This window comes from Actinoallomurus rhizosphaericola (assembly GCF_024055675.1).
Taxonomy (GTDB): Bacteria; Actinomycetota; Actinomycetes; order Streptosporangiales; family Streptosporangiaceae; genus Actinoallomurus; species Actinoallomurus soli.
Map to the genome: position 1 here is coordinate 468,298 of NZ_JAMXMW010000003.1, position 17,041 is coordinate 485,338.

The 17,041-nt window shown below is 73.1% G+C and carries 12 protein-coding genes; 2 read left to right on the plus strand and 10 right to left on the minus strand.

All coding sequences use genetic code 11. The features are described 5' to 3' along the window. Positions 1-51: 51 nt before the first annotated feature. Positions 52-2,889, minus strand: coding sequence for a bifunctional acetate--CoA ligase family protein/GNAT family N-acetyltransferase (locus tag NE234_RS09845; protein ID WP_252778581.1), 2,838 nt, complete (start codon positions 2,887-2,889; stop codon positions 52-54). Positions 2,890-3,030: 141 nt separating this feature from the next. Between NE234_RS09845 and NE234_RS09850 the strand changes: the two genes are divergently transcribed. Further along, entirely contained in the window at positions 3,031-3,927 is an 897-nt protein-coding gene (locus tag NE234_RS09850) for a carbohydrate kinase family protein (RefSeq protein ID WP_252778582.1), read from the plus strand. A 482-nt stretch (positions 3,928-4,409) separates the two neighbouring features. Here the strand turns inward: NE234_RS09850 and NE234_RS09855 are convergent, their stop codons facing one another. From NE234_RS09855 to NE234_RS09870, 4 genes are all read right to left on the minus strand, one after another. Then, positions 4,410-6,527, minus strand: a complete 2,118-nt coding sequence (locus NE234_RS09855) for a RecQ family ATP-dependent DNA helicase (RefSeq protein WP_252778583.1) — start codon at positions 6,525-6,527, stop codon at positions 4,410-4,412. A gap of 250 nt (positions 6,528-6,777) precedes the next feature. Then, complete coding sequence (locus NE234_RS09860; RefSeq protein WP_252778584.1) at positions 6,778-7,107, minus strand: ArsR/SmtB family transcription factor; 330 nt, start codon at positions 7,105-7,107, stop codon at positions 6,778-6,780. 76 nt (positions 7,108-7,183) lie between these two features. Continuing rightward, complete coding sequence (locus NE234_RS09865; protein WP_252778585.1) at positions 7,184-8,314, minus strand: alpha-hydroxy-acid oxidizing protein; 1,131 nt, start codon at positions 8,312-8,314, stop codon at positions 7,184-7,186. A gap of 25 nt (positions 8,315-8,339) precedes the next feature. After that, on the minus strand, positions 8,340-10,148 hold the full coding sequence (locus NE234_RS09870; RefSeq protein ID WP_252778586.1) for a chloride channel protein: 1,809 nt from the start codon (positions 10,146-10,148) through the stop codon (positions 8,340-8,342). Between the two features lie 152 nt (positions 10,149-10,300). Between NE234_RS09870 and NE234_RS09875 the strand changes: the two genes are divergently transcribed. Continuing rightward, positions 10,301-12,847 (plus strand): DNA gyrase/topoisomerase IV subunit A, encoded by a 2,547-nt coding sequence (locus NE234_RS09875; RefSeq protein WP_252778587.1) that lies wholly within the window; start codon positions 10,301-10,303, stop codon positions 12,845-12,847. Between the two features lie 232 nt (positions 12,848-13,079). Here NE234_RS09875 and NE234_RS09880 read toward each other — a convergent pair whose 3' ends face one another. The 5 genes from NE234_RS09880 to NE234_RS09900 all read right to left on the minus strand — a co-directional run bounded on the left by NE234_RS09880 (position 13,080) and on the right by NE234_RS09900 (position 16,675). Beyond that, complete coding sequence (locus NE234_RS09880; RefSeq protein WP_252778588.1) at positions 13,080-13,604, minus strand: GNAT family N-acetyltransferase; 525 nt, start codon at positions 13,602-13,604, stop codon at positions 13,080-13,082. Between the two features lie 75 nt (positions 13,605-13,679). After that, positions 13,680-14,036 (minus strand): hypothetical protein, encoded by a 357-nt coding sequence (locus NE234_RS09885; RefSeq protein ID WP_252778589.1) that lies wholly within the window; start codon positions 14,034-14,036, stop codon positions 13,680-13,682. Positions 14,037-14,278: 242 nt separating this feature from the next. Continuing rightward, positions 14,279-14,935 carry a response regulator gene (locus tag NE234_RS09890; protein WP_252778590.1) on the minus strand — a complete coding sequence of 219 codons (657 nt, stop codon included), beginning with the start codon at positions 14,933-14,935 and terminating at the stop codon, positions 14,279-14,281. A gap of 103 nt (positions 14,936-15,038) precedes the next feature. After that, positions 15,039-16,202: a sensor histidine kinase gene (locus NE234_RS45245; RefSeq protein ID WP_252778591.1), complete on the minus strand. Its 1,164-nt coding sequence runs from the start codon at positions 16,200-16,202 to the stop codon at positions 15,039-15,041. After that, positions 16,199-16,675 carry a hypothetical protein gene (locus NE234_RS09900; protein ID WP_252778592.1) on the minus strand — a complete coding sequence of 159 codons (477 nt, stop codon included), beginning with the start codon at positions 16,673-16,675 and terminating at the stop codon, positions 16,199-16,201. The genes NE234_RS45245 and NE234_RS09900 overlap by 4 nt, the downstream gene beginning before the upstream one ends. Positions 16,676-17,041 lie beyond the last annotated feature (366 nt).

Below are 17,041 nucleotides of genomic sequence, written 5' to 3' on the forward strand. Positions count from 1 at the left end.
ACGCCGCACGGGCCGGCGCTCGGACCCTGCTTGGCCGCAGCGTGGGCTCGGTCAGAAGGGCCTGAGGCGGCGGACGCTGTCGGTGCGCGGGCCCGGGGGTCTGGCCACCCACAGGCGCGCGGACCGTACGACGGCGCCGGAGGTCCGGGCGACCACCTCGATCTCCAGCCGCGCGACCTCCGGCAGGTCGTCGGACAGCCGGGAGGCACGGAGCAGGAGGTGTTCCAGAGCGGCCACGTCGACGGGATCGGCGCCCCGATGTCCCAGGAGCAGCGGCGCGGCCCGGATCGCGCGGACCAGCCCGGCGGCCTCGACGTCCGTGAGCGGCGCGAGCCGGTAGGCGCGGTCCTCGAGCAGTTCGGCGGTCGGGTCCGCCAGCCCGAACGACACGATCGCCCCGAACGACGGGTCCTCCGCCGTCCTGATCCGCGTCACGATCCCCGCGCCGTCGCCCGGCTCCCCGCCGTCGGCGGGCTCGATGCCGTAGCAGGCGAGGAGTTCGGCGGTCCGCTCCGGGTCGGCCTCCCGGCGGTCCACCGGCGCGGCACCCTCGGCGAGCGTGCCCGCCGGGACGGCGCCCGGAGCGGCGCCCGGGGCGGCGAGCATCTCCTCGACCAGCGCGCGGGCGCGCTCCCGGTCGACGCCGGACAGCTCGGGCACCCGGCCCGGCGGGCGGCGGCGCCGCTCGGCGTACCGGACGGCGTAGGCCAGGGCGCGGACGGCGTCCTCCGGCGCGGGATAGGACGGCACGCTGCCGTGCAGCAGGCCCCGCTCGCCGAGATAGGTCGCGATGACGGGCTTGGCGGCGCCCTTCGCCTGCCGGACGATCGCGGCGGCCACCTCCGGGTCCAGGCCGCCTCGTACGGGCGGGGCGAACACCGTGACCACCGCGTCGGCCGTCTCGTCGGCGAGGATCCCGGCCAGCGCCGCCTCGAACTCGGCCGGACCTGCGGCCGGGCCGAGATCCACGGGGGGCAGCGGGTCGAGGTCGGCGGCGGTCGCCGCGTCCTGGGCGAGCAGCCCGATGGAGTCGGAGTTGCCGACGATCGCGACGCGGCGGCCGGTCGGCAGGGGCTGGTAGGCCAGGATCTGCGCGACGTCGAACAGGTCGCCGAGCGTGTCGACCCGTACGACGCCGGCCTGCGCGAACAGCGCGCTGACGGCATGATCGGGCAGGCTCAGCGCCCGCGCCGCGTGGCCGAGCGGCACGCCCTGGGTCGTACGCCCGCTCTTGACCGCGACGATCGGCTTGGCCCGGCTGATGCGCCGCGCCAGGCGGGTGAACTTGCGCGGATTCCCGATCGACTCCAGGTAGAGGAGGATCACCTCGGTGGCGGGGTCCTCCTCCCAGTACTGCATCAGGTCGTTGCCGGACACGTCGGCGCGGTTGCCCGCCGAGACGAACGTCGACAGGCCCAGTCCGCGTTCGGCGGCCCAGCGCAGGATCGTGATGCCCAGCGCGCCCGACTGCGAGAAGAACCCGACCGGCCCGCGTCCGGGCAGGGTCGGGGCCAGCGTGGCGTTGAGCCGCACGCCCGGGTCGCTGTTGGCGATGCCCAGGCAGTTCGGGCCGACGACGCGCATGCCGTTCGCCCGCGCGAGGCGTACGAGGTCGTCCTGGCGGGCGCGGCCCTCGGGCCCGGCCTCGCCGAAGCCGGAGGAGACGACGACCAGCCCGTGCACGCCCTTGGCCGCGCACTGCGCCACGACCTCGTTGACGTGCTCGCCGGGCACCGCGACGACGGCCAGGTCGACCGGGTCGGGGATCGCGGCCACCGCCGGGTAGGCGCGGACGCCCGCCACCGCGGGCGCCGTCGGGTTCACCGGGAAGACCGGCCCGGCGAAGTCGCCGCCGAGCAGGTTGCGCAGCACGGTCTGGCCGACGCTGCGCGCCTCGCGGCTGGCGCCGATCACCGCGACCGAGCCGGGGAACAGGAGCCGCTGGATCGACCGGGACTCCGCGCGATGCTCGCGGGCCGCCATGACCTCACGGGACGTCTCGGTCGGCTCCAGGTCGAGGGTCAGCCGGATCACGCCGTCCTCGAAGCGCTGCTGGGCCTCGTACCCGGCCGCGCGGAAGACGGTGGTCATCCGGCGGTTCTCCGGCAGGACGTCGGCGATGAACCTCCGGATGCCACGTTCGCGGGCCGCCGCCGCGATGTGCTCCAGCAGCACGGTGCCCAGACCACGGCCCTGCTGGGCGTCCTCGACGAGGAAGGCGACCTCGGCGGTGTCCGCGGATTCGGCTGCGGCCGTATATCCCGCGACGGCCGCGCGCCAGATGTCCTCACCGGCCGCGGACGTTCCCCCAGGCGCCGACGCTCCCCCGGACGCGGACGGCGCGCCGGCGGCGGACGGTCCGCCGGTGGCGGACGCTTCACCGGACGCGGAGGCACCACTGGACGCGGATGCCTCACCAGGCGCCGGTGCCTCTCCAGGTGCGGACGGCGCACCGGTGACGGACGCTCCACCCGATGCGGATGCCTCACCGGCCGCGGACGGTCTGCCGGCCGCCGTCCGGCCCTCGGGCCCGTCGGCCCCTGTCGGAGCGCCGCCGGGCGCGTCGGCACCGGTCGCAGCCCCGGCCGCGCCGCCGGGCGCGGCCGGCCGGCGGCCGAGGCGGTCGTAGCGCACCACCGCGACCATCGCGTCGCCGATGGTGGCGATCAGGGCGACCCGGTCGACGTAGTCGACGGTCGTGAAGTGCTCGATCTCACGATCGGTGAGCTGCGGCCTCGGCGAGAAGAAACGGTAGTAGATCGACTCGGGCGAGAGCCGGGCGTAGAACTCGCGCAACAGCTCGGCGTCACCCGCCCTGATCGGGCGCAGGTGCGCCGTCCCTCCGTCGGCGAGGACGACGTCGGCCTCCCAGTGATGGGGGTACGGCACATGTCGAGAGTAGGGGAGATCCCGATTTCGCGCCGGTTCGGGACCCACCCGGGTACCGGGAGCTGTTAGGTTTTTCTCCGGGTCACGCAGGCAGGCCGCCGTACGGGGGGTGGCAGCCGCAGGGAACAGGGTGGTGACGTCATGACGCGCGTGGTCGTGGTCGGCGATCTGATGACCGATGCCGTCGCGCGAGCCGCGTTCCCGCTGGCCAAAGGCGGAGACACGCCGGCCAACGTGACGATGCACGGCGGCGGCTCGGGAGCCAACATCGCGGCCTGGCTGGCCGTCGAGGGCGTCGAGTCCGCGTTCATCGGACGGCGCGGGGCCGACATCGCGGGACGCAACCGCGACATGGAGCTGATGGGCTACGGCGTCGACGCCCGGCTCGTCATGGATCCGGAGCGCCCCACCGGCACGTGTGTGGTCATGGTCACCCACAAGGGCGACCGGACCATGCTGTCCGACCCCGGCGCGAACGCCGCGCTGCTGCCCGAGGACATCCCGCAGGACCTCTTCGGCCCCGGCGCGCACCTGCACCTGTCCGGATACTCCCTGCTCAACGAGGGATCCCGGAAGGCCGCGCTGCACGCGATGCAGCTGGCGCAGAAGGCCCAGATGTCCATCACCGTGGACGGCGGCGCCAACTCCCACCTCAAGCGGGCCGGCGCCGAGCCGTTCCTGGAGTGGACCCAGGGCGCCGGACTGCTGTTCGTCAACGCCTCCCAGGCCGAGGTGCTCACCGGCCGCGACAATCCGGAGCAGGCGGCGAAGGTCCTGACGGCCTGGTACGCCCAGGTCGTCGTCAAGATGGAGGCCGAGGGCGCGCTGTGGTTCAGCAACGGACGCGGCGCCGAGCCGGTCCGGGTGCCCGCCGAGCCGGTCGACGAGATCGCCGACGGCACCGGTGCCGGTGACGCCTTCATCGCCGGGTTCCTGCCGGGCTGGCTCGACGGCAAGCCGCCCGCGGAGAACCTCGCGAACGGCTGCCGCCTCGCCGCCCGCGCGATCAGCCACCTCGGCGCCCGCCCCATCCTCTGAGACTCAGGCCGACAGGCCGCTGGAACTCAGACCGGTAGGCCGCCGAGGCTCAGGCGGTGGGCCGCCTCTTCCGTGAGGCCGTGACGGCAGGCCGCGCCGCCTGTCCCGAGCCTCCGGGATCCGGATGATCAGCGACCGCCGCCCGTGGCGTTCTCCAGAGCCGGGGCGACGGCCGGGAGCCAGGGCATGGCCGGAGCCGAGTCGACGGCCTACCTCGGCGATGAAGATGACGAGGTCGCCGCCGACTTCCGTGCCACGAATCCGGGCGGCGGGCGCGAGCGGGGCTCCGGTCCGGCGCCGGGTCTCACCGCCCTGGCACTGTCCGCCGCCCTCAGCTACCACCGCCACACGCTCGGCCGCCGGCACCACACTCTCACGCTCCCGGCCATGGCCGGAGTCGCGGCGGCGAGCGTCGGTCGCTTCGGTGCCGAGACTTTTGGTCGCTGTCACGACCGAAAGTCTCGGCACCGACCACGAATGCCTCAGGTGACGGTGGCCAGGGTCAGCGGGAGGACCGCCGGGGCGCCCGTCTCGCGGAGGAGCCGCGCCACGACCGTCACGGTCCAGCCCGTGTCGACCTGATCATCGACCAGCAGGACGGGACCGGTCAGGGAGCTCACGGCGTCGGGGACGGCGAAGGCGTTCCAGAGCGCGCGGACGCGCTGGGCGCTGTTGTGGCGGCGCGGGCCGGGTCCACCGTCGACGTAGGCGACCTCGCCGAGGTAGGGCAGCCGGCCGATCCCGGCGATACGCCGGGCGAGATCGGTGATCATCTGTGGCCGGGTGTTCGAGGCCATGGCCAGCACGCCCGCGGGCCGGTCCGCCCAGTCCCAGGCCGACAGGACCTTCACCACCGCGCCGAAGACCTCGTCGGGCACCGGGCCGTCGGGCGCGCCCTCGGCCAGCAGGTCGCGCAGGCGGTTGCCCCAGCCGATGTCCGTCAGCCGCCCGAGCGCCCGGCCGGGCTCGGCCTGCAGCTCGGCGGGGATCCGCCCGGAGATGCCCTCGGCCTTCATGCCCGTCGGCCACATCCGGCGCGGCGTCAGCTCCACGCCGGGGCGGCTCAGCCGCTCCCGTGCGCGTACGGTCTCCTCCTCGGGCACCTCGGCGGGCAGGTGACGCCCGGTGCAGTTGTCGCAGCGCCCGCACGGCGCGGCCTGCGGATCGTCCAGCTGCCGCCGGAGGAACTCCATGCGGCAGGACTCCGTGGTCAGGTAGTCGAGCATGGCCCGCTGCTCGCGTGAGCGCTCGGCCGCGACCCGCTCGTAGCGCTCACGGTCGTACGCCCAGGGGGTGCCGGTCGCGGTCCAGCCGCCCTTGACGCGGCGTACGGCACCGTCGACGTCGAGCACCTTGAGCATCATCTCCAGGCGGCTGCGACCCAGGTCGACGCGGGTCTCCAGGGCGGCGGTGGACAGCGTGCCGCCCGCCTCCTCCAGCACGCTCAGCGCCTGGCGTACGACGGGCTCGGGAGGGAAGGCCAGACCGGCGAAGTACGCCCAGATGTCGCGGTCCTCCCTGCCGGGGAGCAAGATCACCTCGGCCCGCTCGACGCCGCGCCCGGCGCGGCCGATCTGCTGGTAATACGCGACCGGTGACTGCGGGGCGCCCAGGTGCACGATGAACCCGAGGTCGGGCTTGTCGAAGCCCATGCCGAGCGCGCTGGTCGCGACCAGGGCCTTGACCTTGTTGTCGAGCAGGTCCTGCTCGGCCTGCAGGCGCTCGGCCTGCTCGGTCTGCCCGGTGTAGGCGGCGACGGCGTAGCCCCGGTCGCGGAGGAACCCGGCGACCTCGTGCGCCGCCGCGACGGTGAGCGTGTAGATGATCCCGGAGCCGGGCAGCGCGTCGAGCCGCCCGGCGAGCCAGGCCAGCCGTTGCTCGGCTCCCGGCAGGCCGACCACCGACAGGCGCAGGCTCTCGCGCTCCAGCGGGCCCCGCAGGACGAGGGCCTCCTTGTCCGAACCGCCGGTGAGCTGGTCGGCGACGTCCCGCGTGACCCGGGCGTTCGCGGTCGCGGTGGTGGCCAGGACCGGCACGCCGCGCGGCAGGTCGGCCAGCAGGGTGCGCAGCCGCCGGTAGTCGGGCCGGAAGTCGTGACCCCAGTCGGAGATGCAGTGCGCCTCGTCGACGACGACCAGGCCGGCCCCCGCCGCCAGGTCGGGCAGGACCTGGTCCCGGAAGTCGGGGTTGTTCAGCCGCTCCGGGCTGACGAGGAGCACGTCGACGGCGCCGGCGCGGACGTCGGCGTAGACCCGCTCCCAGTCCTCCAGGTTGGCCGAGTTGATCGTGGCGGCGTGGATGCCTGCGCGCTCGGCGGCGGCGATCTGGTTGCGCATCAGGGCGAGGAGCGGACTGACGATCACGGTCGGTCCCCCGCCGCGCCGCCGCAGCAGGGCGGTCGCCACGAAGTAGACCGCCGACTTGCCCCACCCGGTGCGCTGCACGACCAGCGCGCGCCGCCGCTCGACGATCAGGGCGCGGATGGCGGCCCACTGGTCCTCGCGCAGCCGGGCGTGGTCACCGGCGAGTGAGCGCAGGCATGCCTCGGCGTCCTGGCGCAGGGCGTCTTCGGCCGGGTCGGGACGTGCGTCGTCAGCCATGAGGTCCTGCATACCAGGTCCGGCCGACGGCCCGGGCCGGATCGGCCGCCCGAACCCCAGGCGATCAGGTGAGCCCCGGCCGGATCCGCGGCGTCGGCCCCAGGTGATCAGCCGACCTCGCTGCGCCCCGGCCGGACCCCACGCGATCAGCCGACCCCACTGCACCCGGGCCGGACCCGCAGCGCGGGCCCCAGACGATCAGCCGACCCCGCCGCGCCCCGGCGGCACCCGCGGCGCGGGCCCCAGGCGATCAGCCGACCTCGGTGAGTTCCGGCTGGAGGACGGCGTCGAGCAGGCCGGGGAACCGGCGGTCGAGGTCGTGGCGGCGCAGTGTGAGCATGCGCCGGGCGCCCTCGGTCCGCGACCGGGTGATGCCCGCCTCACGGAGGATGCGCAGGTGGTGGGACATGGTGGACTTGCTGACCTCCAGCCCCGCGTCGTGCTGGATCCGGCCGCACGCCGACTCCCCGACGCGGGCGAGCGTCCGTACGGTCGCCAGCCGCGCCGGATCGGCCAGGGCGGCGAGCACCTTCGGCAAGGTCAGTTCCTCGACGGGGGGATGGAAGGCCTGATCGCTCACCCGGCGAGCATAATTCACGACGCAGTGAGTTCGAGTGCCGTCGTCATCATCGAGCGGCCCGCCCGCCGCCCGTGCGTCACCGGAGCTCGTGCAGGTCGTCCGATGAGAGGTCGGCGACGCGGTCGTGGCCGGACAGCCGCAGCGTGAGCTCGAGCTCGGCCAGCAGGCAGCGCAGGACGTGCCGGACGCCGTCCTCGCCGCCGAGCGCCAGCCCGTACACGTACGGACGGCCCAGCAGGACGGCCTTCGCGCCCAGGGCCAGGGCCTTGAACACGTCCGCGCCGGTCCGTACGCCGCTGTCGAAGAGCACCTCGATCTGGTCGCCGACCGCGTGGGCGATGATCGGCAGCGTGTCGAGGGCGGCGACGGCGCCGTCCACCTGGCGCCCGCCGTGGTTGGACACGACGATGCCGTCCATGCCCGCGTCCACCGCGCGTCGGGCGTCGTCGGTCGCCTGGATGCCCTTCAGCGCGATCGGCCCGTCCCAGTGCTCCCGGAGGAACGCCAGATCATCCCAGGTCAGGCCGGGATTCCCGAAGACGCCGGCCCAGTGGAGGACCGGGTCGTTCCCGGCCTTGGCGGTGAAGACCGGGTCGGCGAGGTAGTTCTGGATCCCGATGCGGCGCAGGAACGGCAGGTAGGCGTTGTCGAGGTCGCTCGGCCGCCAGGCCAGGGTGAACGTGTCGAGCGTGACGACGAGGGCGGTGTAACCCGCCGCCCGCGCCCGCTGCAGGAAGCTGACCGCCAGCTCGCGGTCGCCCGGCCAGTACAGCTGGTACCAGCGGGGGCCCGCGACCTCGGCGACCTCCTCCAGGGTGTGCGACGCGGCCGTGCTCAGGACCATCGGCACCCCGAGGGCCCGCGCCGCCCGCGCCGCCGCCAGTTCTCCCTCCGGGTGGACGATGTTCAGCACACCGACCGGGCCGAGCAGCACCGGGGCGGGCAGGTCCGTGCCGAGGACGCGCGTGGCCAGGTCGCCGCCCGTCACGCCGCGGAGCATGCGCGGGACGATCCGCCAGTGCCGGAACGCCTCCCGGTTGGCGACCGCGGTGTCGCCCGTGCCCGCCGACCCGGCCACGTAGTCGTACGCCTCGCGCGGCAGCCCCTCCCGGGCCAGCGCCTCGAGACGGGTCAGGTCGGTCGGCAGTGGGGGCCTGACGTCGTTCAGGCCGTTCAGGTAGATCTCGAACTGGAAGTCGGCGTACATGCGGCGCTCCTCCTCGCGACGGACGTCACGTTATCGGGCTCCGTACGGGGGCGCGCGACGCGTCGCCCCACCACCGGAGGACGCGCAGGTGGCGTTCCCGGTGGCTCTCCTCGGTGAGGTCGTGCAGCCGGGCCTGGAGCATGTCGCGGAGGGCGACGACGCCGAGCACCCGCCCGTCGTCCGGTTCGATGACGGGCGCGCTGGTGATGGAGTGCTCGGCGAACAGGTACGACACCGAGCGCAGAGTGTCGTTCGCGTACACGATCACCGGGTCGGCGACCATGACGTCCGCCACCGTACGCGGGCCGGGCGCCTGGGCGGCGGCCCGCAGCGCCTCGTGGGTGACCACCCCGGTCAGCCGGTCCTCCCCGGTCACCACCGGGTACAGGCGCCGCCGGTCCATCCTGGCGGCCGCCTCGGCGACGGGCTCGTCCGCGCGGAACGTCACCGGGTCGGTACGGATGACGTCACGGGCGAAGAAGCCCTCGAGCGGGTCGATGGAGTACTCGCGGGTCAGGTGCAGACCACGCCGGGCGATCTTCTCGGTGAGGACGGATCGGTCGAGGAGGAGCGTCGACAGGGCGTACGCCGCGGTGGCGGCGATGAGCAGGGACAGGCCGGCCGCCCAGGCGTGGGTGAGCTCGAGAGGGAAGATCAGGCCGGTCAGCGGCGAGCGCATCACGCCGCCGACCACGGCGGCCAGGCCCATCAGCGCCCAGAACCCTGGGAACACGTGCGGGAACAGGTGTCCCTCCAGGGCCCCGAGGGCGCCACCGATCATGAAGACGGGGGCGAGCACGCCGCCGGACGTGCCCGAGCCGAGCGACAGCGACCAGATCAGCGTCTTGACCACCAGGATGCCGAGGACGAGGGTCATGGTCGCCCGGCCGGTCAGCAGTTGGCCGATGACGTCGTAGCCGACACCGAGCGCCCGCGGCTCGATCAGGCCGCCCAGCCCGATGATCGCCCCACCGATGGCCGGCCACCACATCCAGTGCACCGGGAGCCGGTTGAAGGCGTCCTCCGCCCGGTAGACCATCCAGGTCGCGGCGATCGCCAGCAGTCCGCCCGTGGCGCCGGACGCGAGGCACAGGGCCTGTACGCCCGGGGTCAGGTGGAGGCCCGCGGTGGAGACGGGGAAGAGCGGCGCGGTGCCGAGCAGGAAGCCCCGCGCGACGGTCGCGACCGAGACGGCGCCGACCACGGGCACGAAGCTCCGGGGACGCCACTCGAAGAGCAGCAGCTCCACGGCCAGGACGACGGCCGCGAGCGGCGAGTTGAAGGTCGCGGCCATGCCACTGGCCGCCCCCGCGACGAGCAGCGTCTTGCGCTCGTCCGCCGTCAGGTGCAGCGCCTGGGCCAGGATCGAGCCGATCGCCCCGCCCGTCATGATGATCGGGCCCTCCGCGCCGAAGGGCCCGCCGGTGCCGATGCTGACCGCGGCCGACACGGGCTTGAGCACGGCGACGCGCGGGGTCACGCGGCTGCCGCCGGTCAGGATCGCCTCGATCGCCTCCGGCATGCCGTGCCCGCGGATCTTCTCCGAGCCGTACCTCGCCATCAGGCCCACGACGAGACCGCCGGCGATCGGCGCGGACAGGAGCAGCCACCAGGGGTGCGGGTGCAGGCCGGGGGCCAGCAGCCGGGTGCCCGGGTGCCCGTAGAAGACCAGGTCGGTGATGAGCGCGACGAGCCGGAGCAGGCCGAGCGCGGCGAGGGCGGCGACCCCGCCCACCGGCAGCGCCCACAGGGTGACGACCAGCATTCTCGGTCCGACGGTGAAGTCACCGAGGGACGGCGGCCGGCGTACCGCTCCGGTCGGCCGTGCGCTCACGTAATCCTCCTTTTGATCCTGTTCGTTCCTCTGACGTGGACGGATTATTGCATAGGGCAACGGTTCGGTTCGGCCGAGGATCCCGGTCGCGGACATGCCGAAAGAAACGGACAGCGGCCAAAGATGTCGTCGGGACGGGCAAGAATGTCCTCATGGCACGACGCGGTACGCAGACCCCTCCCCCGCCCGACTTCGAGGAGAACATCGTCGACGTCGACGTCTCCGAGGAGATGCGGGGCAGCTATCTCGAGTACGCCTACTCGGTCATCTACCAACGGGCGCTTCCGGACGCGCGCGACGGGCTCAAGCCCGTGCAGCGCCGCATCCTCTACTCGATGAACGAGATGGGCCTGCGGCCCGACCGCGGGCACGTCAAGTGCGCCCGCGTCGTCGGCGAGGTCATGGGCAAGCTGCACCCGCACGGCGACAGCGCGATCTACGACGCGCTCGTCCGGCTCGCCCAGCCGTGGGCGATGCGGATGCGTCTCGTCGACGGGCACGGCAACTTCGGCTCCCTCGGCGGCGACGACTCCCCCGCCGCGATGCGGTACACCGAGGCCCGCATGGCCCGCGAGGCCATGCTCATGGTGGACGGCATCGACGAGGAGACGGTCGAGTTCCGGCCCAACTACGACGGCCAGGAGACCGAGCCGGAGGTCCTTCCCGCCGCCTTCCCGAACCTCCTGGTCAACGGCGCCTCCGGCATCGCGGTCGGCATGGCGACGAACATGGCGCCGCACAACCTCACCGAGGTGATCGCCGCCGCCCGCCACCTGATCGACGCCCCCGACGCGTCGCTCGACGAGCTCATGCGCTTCGTCCCCGGCCCCGACCTTCCCACCGGCGGCAAGATCGTCGGTCTGGAGGGCATCCGCGACGCGTACGAGACCGGCCGCGGCACGTTCCGCACCCGCGCCACGGCGCACATCGAGCAGGTCACGCCGCGCCGCAAGGGCATCATCGTCACCGAGCTGCCGTACGCCGTCGGCCCCGAGCGCGTCGTCGCCAAGATCAAGGACCTCGTCAACGCCAAGAAGCTGGCCGGCATCGCGGACCTGAAGGACCTCACCGACCGGCAGCAGGGCCTGCGCCTCGTCATCGAGATCAAGAACGGCTTCCACCCCGAGGCGGTGCTTGAGGAGCTCTACCGCCTCACCCCGATGGAGGAGACGTTCGGCATCAACAACGTCGCGCTGGTCGACGGCCAGCCGCGCACGCTGGGCCTGAAGGACCTGCTCCAGGTCTACGTCGACCACCGCCTCGAGGTCGTACGCCGCCGCAGCATGTTCCGCCGCACCAAGCGCGAGGACCGGCTGCACCTGGTCGACGGCCTCATGATCGCGCTGCTCGACATCGACCACGTCATCCAGGTGATCCGCGAGAGCGACGACTCCGCCGCCGCCAAGGCGCGCCTGATGGAGGTCTTCGAGCTGTCGGAGATCCAGGCGCAGTACATCCTCGACACGCCGCTGCGCCGCCTCACCAAGTACGACCGGCTGGAGCTGGAGAAGGAGAAGAAGCAGCTCACCAAGGAGATCGCCCAGCTCACCGCGATCCTCGAGTCGGAGCGGAAGCTGCGCAAGGTCGTCTCCGACGAGCTCGCCGAGATCGCCAAGACGTACGGCACGCCGCGCCGCACGGTCCTGCTGGAGTCCTCCGGCGAGGCCAAGACCGCCGCGGTGCCGCTGGAGGTCGCCGACGACCCGTGCTTCGTGCTGCTGTCCTCCACCGGCCTGCTCGCCCGGACGATGTCCGCCGAGCCGCTGCCCGCCGACGGCTCACGGGCGGCCCACGACGTGATCGTCTCCGCCGTCCCCGCGACCGCGCGCGGCCAGATCGGCGCGGTGACCGACGCCGGCCGCCTGATCCGGGTGGACGTCATCGACATCCCGGCCGTGCCGCCCACGGCCGTTGCCCCGACGCTGGCCGGGGGCGCGCCGATCAGCGAGTTCGTCGCCCTGAACCAGGACGAGACGATCGTCGGCCTGGCCTCCCTCGTCGACACCGGCGGCGGTCTGACCCTCGGCACCGAGCAGGGCGTCGTCAAGCGCGTCGCGCCCGACTACCCGAAGAACGCCGACGAGTTCGAGGTGATCGGTCTCAAGGAGGGCGACCGGGTCGTCCGCGCCGTCCACCTGGAGTCCGAGGACAGCGACCTGGTCTTCGTCACCGACGACGCGCAGCTGCTGCGGTTCCCCGCCTCGTCCGTACGCCCGCAGGGCCGCGCCGCCGGCGGCATGGCCGGCATCCGCCTCGGCACCGGCGCCAAGGTGATCTGGTTCGGCGCCCTCGACGGCACCCGCGAGTCGGTCGTCGTCACGGTCGCGGGCAGCTCCACCGCGCTGCCCGGCACCCAGACCGGCGCCATCAAGGTCTCCGACTACGCCGACTTCCCGGCGAAGGGCCGTGCGACCGGCGGCGTCCGGGCGCACCGGTTCCTCAAGGGCGAGGACACGCTGCTGTTCGCCTGGGCCGGCCCGGTCCCGGCGAAGGCCGCGGGGACGACCGGCAAGGCGATCGACCTGCCCACCGAGCTCGGCCGCCGCGACGGCTCCGGCCTCAAGCTGCCCGCCTCGATCGCCGCGATCGGCGGCCCGGTCACCCTCGGCAGCCCGGACGCGACCGCCCGGACCGGGGAGGCGACCGCCGAGACCGGAGACGCGTCCCCGAGCGAGGCGGAACAACCGCCCGCGGAGTGAGGTCCCGCCGTTCCCAAAGGGGGGCGGCCCGCCGTGGGCCGCTCCCCGTTGGGAAGGCGCACCTTCGTAAGACGCCCGCTTCGCAGGGCGTCCGATCCGTTAGAACGCCCGGTTGGTCAGCGCAACCGATCCGCCAAGACGTCCGGTTCGTCAGGGCGTCCTGTTCGTCGAGGGAGCCGAGCCGTCAGGGCATCCGAACCTCTCGTCCGGCGCGGACGCGTACCGGACGGGCTCAAGGTGTCAGCCGCGGAGCGAGCGGGCGCACCATGCAGACCCGAGGCCAGCGGTCGAGGCCGAGCGCGGCCTCCCGTCGGCGGATCGCCCGGAGCGCGGGCGTCAGCTCGGCCTCGGCCAGCCGCCGGAACCCGCAGCGCACGTAATACGGCGCGTTCCACGGGACGTCCTCGAAGGTCGTCAGGGTGAGCGCGGGCTCCCCGGCGGCCTCGGCCCAGGCGGCCACGTGGTCCAGGAGTGATCGGCCGACGCCCTGCCGCGCGCTCCCGGGATGCACCGACACCTGCTCGACATGCACTCCGGCGTCGATCCGCGCCGCGATGAGGTACGCCACCGGACGATCGCCCGGGTCGGCGGCCACCCAGGCCATTCCGGCCTCCTGGAACCGGGTGAGTTCGTCGAGCGGAAGCGGCTCATCCCCCGCGATCTCCGGCATGCCGACGTCGCGGAACCACCGGCCCGCGGCCACCTCGATGTCCTGAAGGATCGCGAGCTCGTCGACACGGGCGGCACGGATGCGCATCCGGCCATCATGACCCCCGCGATGGGGACGGGCATCCGAATATCCGTACGGAACGAACGCCCGACGGCGCGCCTGTCAGCGGCGCAGCGAGCGGCCGCCGTCCCGTTGCGCGGGGATCTTGGGAGGCTGCACGGTCTCGGCGATGGCCGTCAACAGGTCGGCCGGTCCGCCCATCACCTCCTCGTAATGCCAGAAGCGCACGATGCGCTCGGCCACCTCGTTGAGCCGGAACTCGTCGCCCGAGAAACACCCGGCCGCGGCCAGCCGGGTGATGACGGCCGCGTCGTCCGGAAGGTCCGCGGCGTACGCCGCGGCGTCGAGGAGGGCGACCGCGCTGCGCGCGTTCCGCCCGTCATCGCGTGCGTCGGCTCGGTTGAGTCGCCACCAGGCGTGACGACGCAGGCATTCAGCGATCATGCGGGAGTTCCGCATGCGGCCTCCTTGGAAAGCATTCAGTCCGACCAATCGCGCACAGTAGTCGACAAAGGACCCACTGTCATCGCCGATATCGACCGACGGCCGGAAACACACCGACCCCTTGCCCTCCGATGAGCCCCTGTTGCCGCTGAGCCCCTTCGGCCCGCCCGATCACTCCGACCCGGGCATCACTCCGACCTGGGCATCACCCCGACGCAGGCGATCACTCCGATCGGCCGATCGCTCGGACCGGCCGATCATTCCGGCGAGGCGAGGCCGTTCCGGTAGGCGTACGTCACGGCCTGGGCCCGGTCGCGCAGCCCCGCTTTGGAGAACAGGTTGTTGATGTGCGTCTTCACGGTGGCCTCGCTGATGAACAGGTCCCGGGCGATCTCCGCGTTCGACCTGCCCTCGGCGATCAGTGCCAGGACCTCCGCCTCACGCTGGGTCAGGCCGTCCGGCAGGTCGCCCTTGCGGCGCCGCTGCGGTTGCCCTCCGGCGGCGAGCGCGTCGACGAGCCGCCGCTGCACGGACGGGTCCAGCTGCGCCGCCCCGTCCCGTACGGCCTCGACGGCCCGCGCGATCTCCTCCGCGCCGGCGTCCTTCGTCAGGTAGCCGCGCGCGCCCGCCTGCAGCGCGGCGAACACCGACTCGTCGTCGCTGTACGTCGTCAGCACGACGATCTGCACCGCCGGGTGGGCCGCCTTGATCCGCCGGGTGGCCTCCACCCCGTCGACGCGCGGCATTCGCAGGTCCATGAGCACGACCTCGGGTTCGTGCTCGTCGACGAGGCGTACCGCCTCCTCCCCGTCGGCCGCCGAGCCGACCACGTCGATGCCCGGCAACAGCCCCAGCAACAGCACCAGACCGTCGCGGACGACGGTCTGGTCGTCGACCACCAGCACGCGCGTCACGGCCGCGCTCCCCGCGGCGCCCCGAAAATCGGCCCCCGGTCGGCCACCGGCGTCACCGCCGCACCGCCGGTCGCATCGGCGACCGGCACCCGCCTGGTCACCGTCACAACGGCACCCTGAGCAGCACTCTGAACCCCTTCTCCTGCGGCCCCGCCTCCAGCGTGCCGCCGATCAGCTCCGCGCGCTCGCGCATCCCGACCAGACCGTAGCCGCTCCCGGTGGCCGCGAGCGGGCCGGGCCCCGTACCGCCGGTGTCCCGGACCTCCAGCTCGCACCAGCGGTCGAGATAACGCAGGTCGACGGCGACGTCCGCCCCCGGGGCGTGCTTACGGGCGTTGGTCAGCGCCTCCTGGGCCGTACGAATGATCGCCAGGCCCGCCTTCGGTTCCAGCTCGCGCGGCTCCCCCGTGATCGTCACCTCGCAGCGGACCTCGGCGATCGACCGATGCTCGTCGGCGAGCTCCCGCAGCACCTCGCCGGTCGGCGGGATGTCGCCACGCAGGGTCGCCAGCGCCCGGCGCGTCTCCTCAAGGCCACTGCGCGCCAGGCCGCGGGCACGCTCCACCCGGTCGAGGGCCTCCTCGCTCCTGCCGTTCACGATCAGCAACCGGGCCCCTTCGAGGTGGACCAGCTGCGCGGACAGGGAGTGCGCCAGGATGTCGTGGATCTCCCGGGCGATGTGGGCCCGCTCGGCCAGCACGAGGTTCTGCTGCTCGGTCCGCTTGGCGGCCTCCTGTGCCCTGGCCGCGCGCAGCGCCGCGAACATGCCGACCAGGCCGACGATCGTCCACAGGTCGCCGAGCGGCCGGTGCTGCAGCTCGATGCCGAGGCCGATGCCGAACCCCGCCACGACGACCGTCGGCACCGACCGGCGGGCGGGGTACTGCGCCGAGACGAATCCGCAGGCCGTGAAGAGCAACGCGCTGCCCGGCCTGTTCGGAGCGAGCAGATAGAGCACGACGCCCACGATCGCGCTGCCCGTGTAGAAGAGGTGGCCGTACGGCCGGCCGCGCCGGTACGCGACGATGCCCACGGTGAGTGAGAGGACTCCGGCGAACACCCCGATCGTGAGAACGAGGTCCGCGGGCCGCGTTCCCAGACCGGGCCGGCCGGGCCCGTGCAGCATCGCGTAAAAGAACCAGGCCGTTCCCGCCACGGCCGCGACGACCCGGACGAGCGAACGCTCCTCGCTCCCCCTGACGCCGATCCCCGCGAAGACCTGACCTGCCGAGGCGCGCAGGCCGGGCACGAACCGCACTCCGCTCACGGAGTAACGCTAACCCTCGCCGGGATGGCGCGTGCCCGCCACATCAGGACGGCGTTCTGGGTGAGCATCCAGGCGGCGACCGAAAGGAGGACGGCTCCGCTGCCGGTCTTCACTCCGGCCGCGTAGCCGACCGCCGCCATGCCGCCGCGTACGGCGACGGACAGGAGGAAGACACCGAACGTCGCCCAGGTGCCACGACTCCACAGCGCCCCGTCGGGCGCGCGCCAGACGCGCATGGTCGCGCCGAGCCCAAGGCCGAGGAGCAGCGCGGCCAGGATCTCGCCGGCCAGCAGACCGGCGCTGAGCATCTGGTGGTGAGCGTCGAGGGGGCTTCCCCGGGTCAGGCCGATCACGGCGACGATCAGCGGCAGGACGAGGAACCGCGACTCGTCGACGCGTCGCGCCGTGAACCGGCGGACGATCACGAAGACGACGATGGCGACGACGATCAGCCCGTTGAGTAGCTCGTGCATGGCTTCGACCGTAGGGATCCGGCGGCCGGGACGGATCGGAGCCGGGTTGGATCCCGGCCCGCTCCACCCTCGGGTGGAGACTCGCCGTCCGGCCCGGGGAGGCTCTCGAGGCATGCGATGGACATCCCGGCGACTGGAGAGCGTCAAGCGGTCCGAGCCCGGTCCCGTCCGGCGGGCCAGGTCGATGTCGCGACGTGATTCCTTGCGGATACTGCGTTCTATCCGCAGCACCCGCCAGCGATCACGACGACGAACCCCCGCCCCCGGCCACGCGATGACTTTGCCCCCGCTGTGGTCACGTTGCCGTCGAGATTGCCGGGTCGACGACCGATGTGTCGGCTTCGGGGCGTCAACAGCGGCGCCACC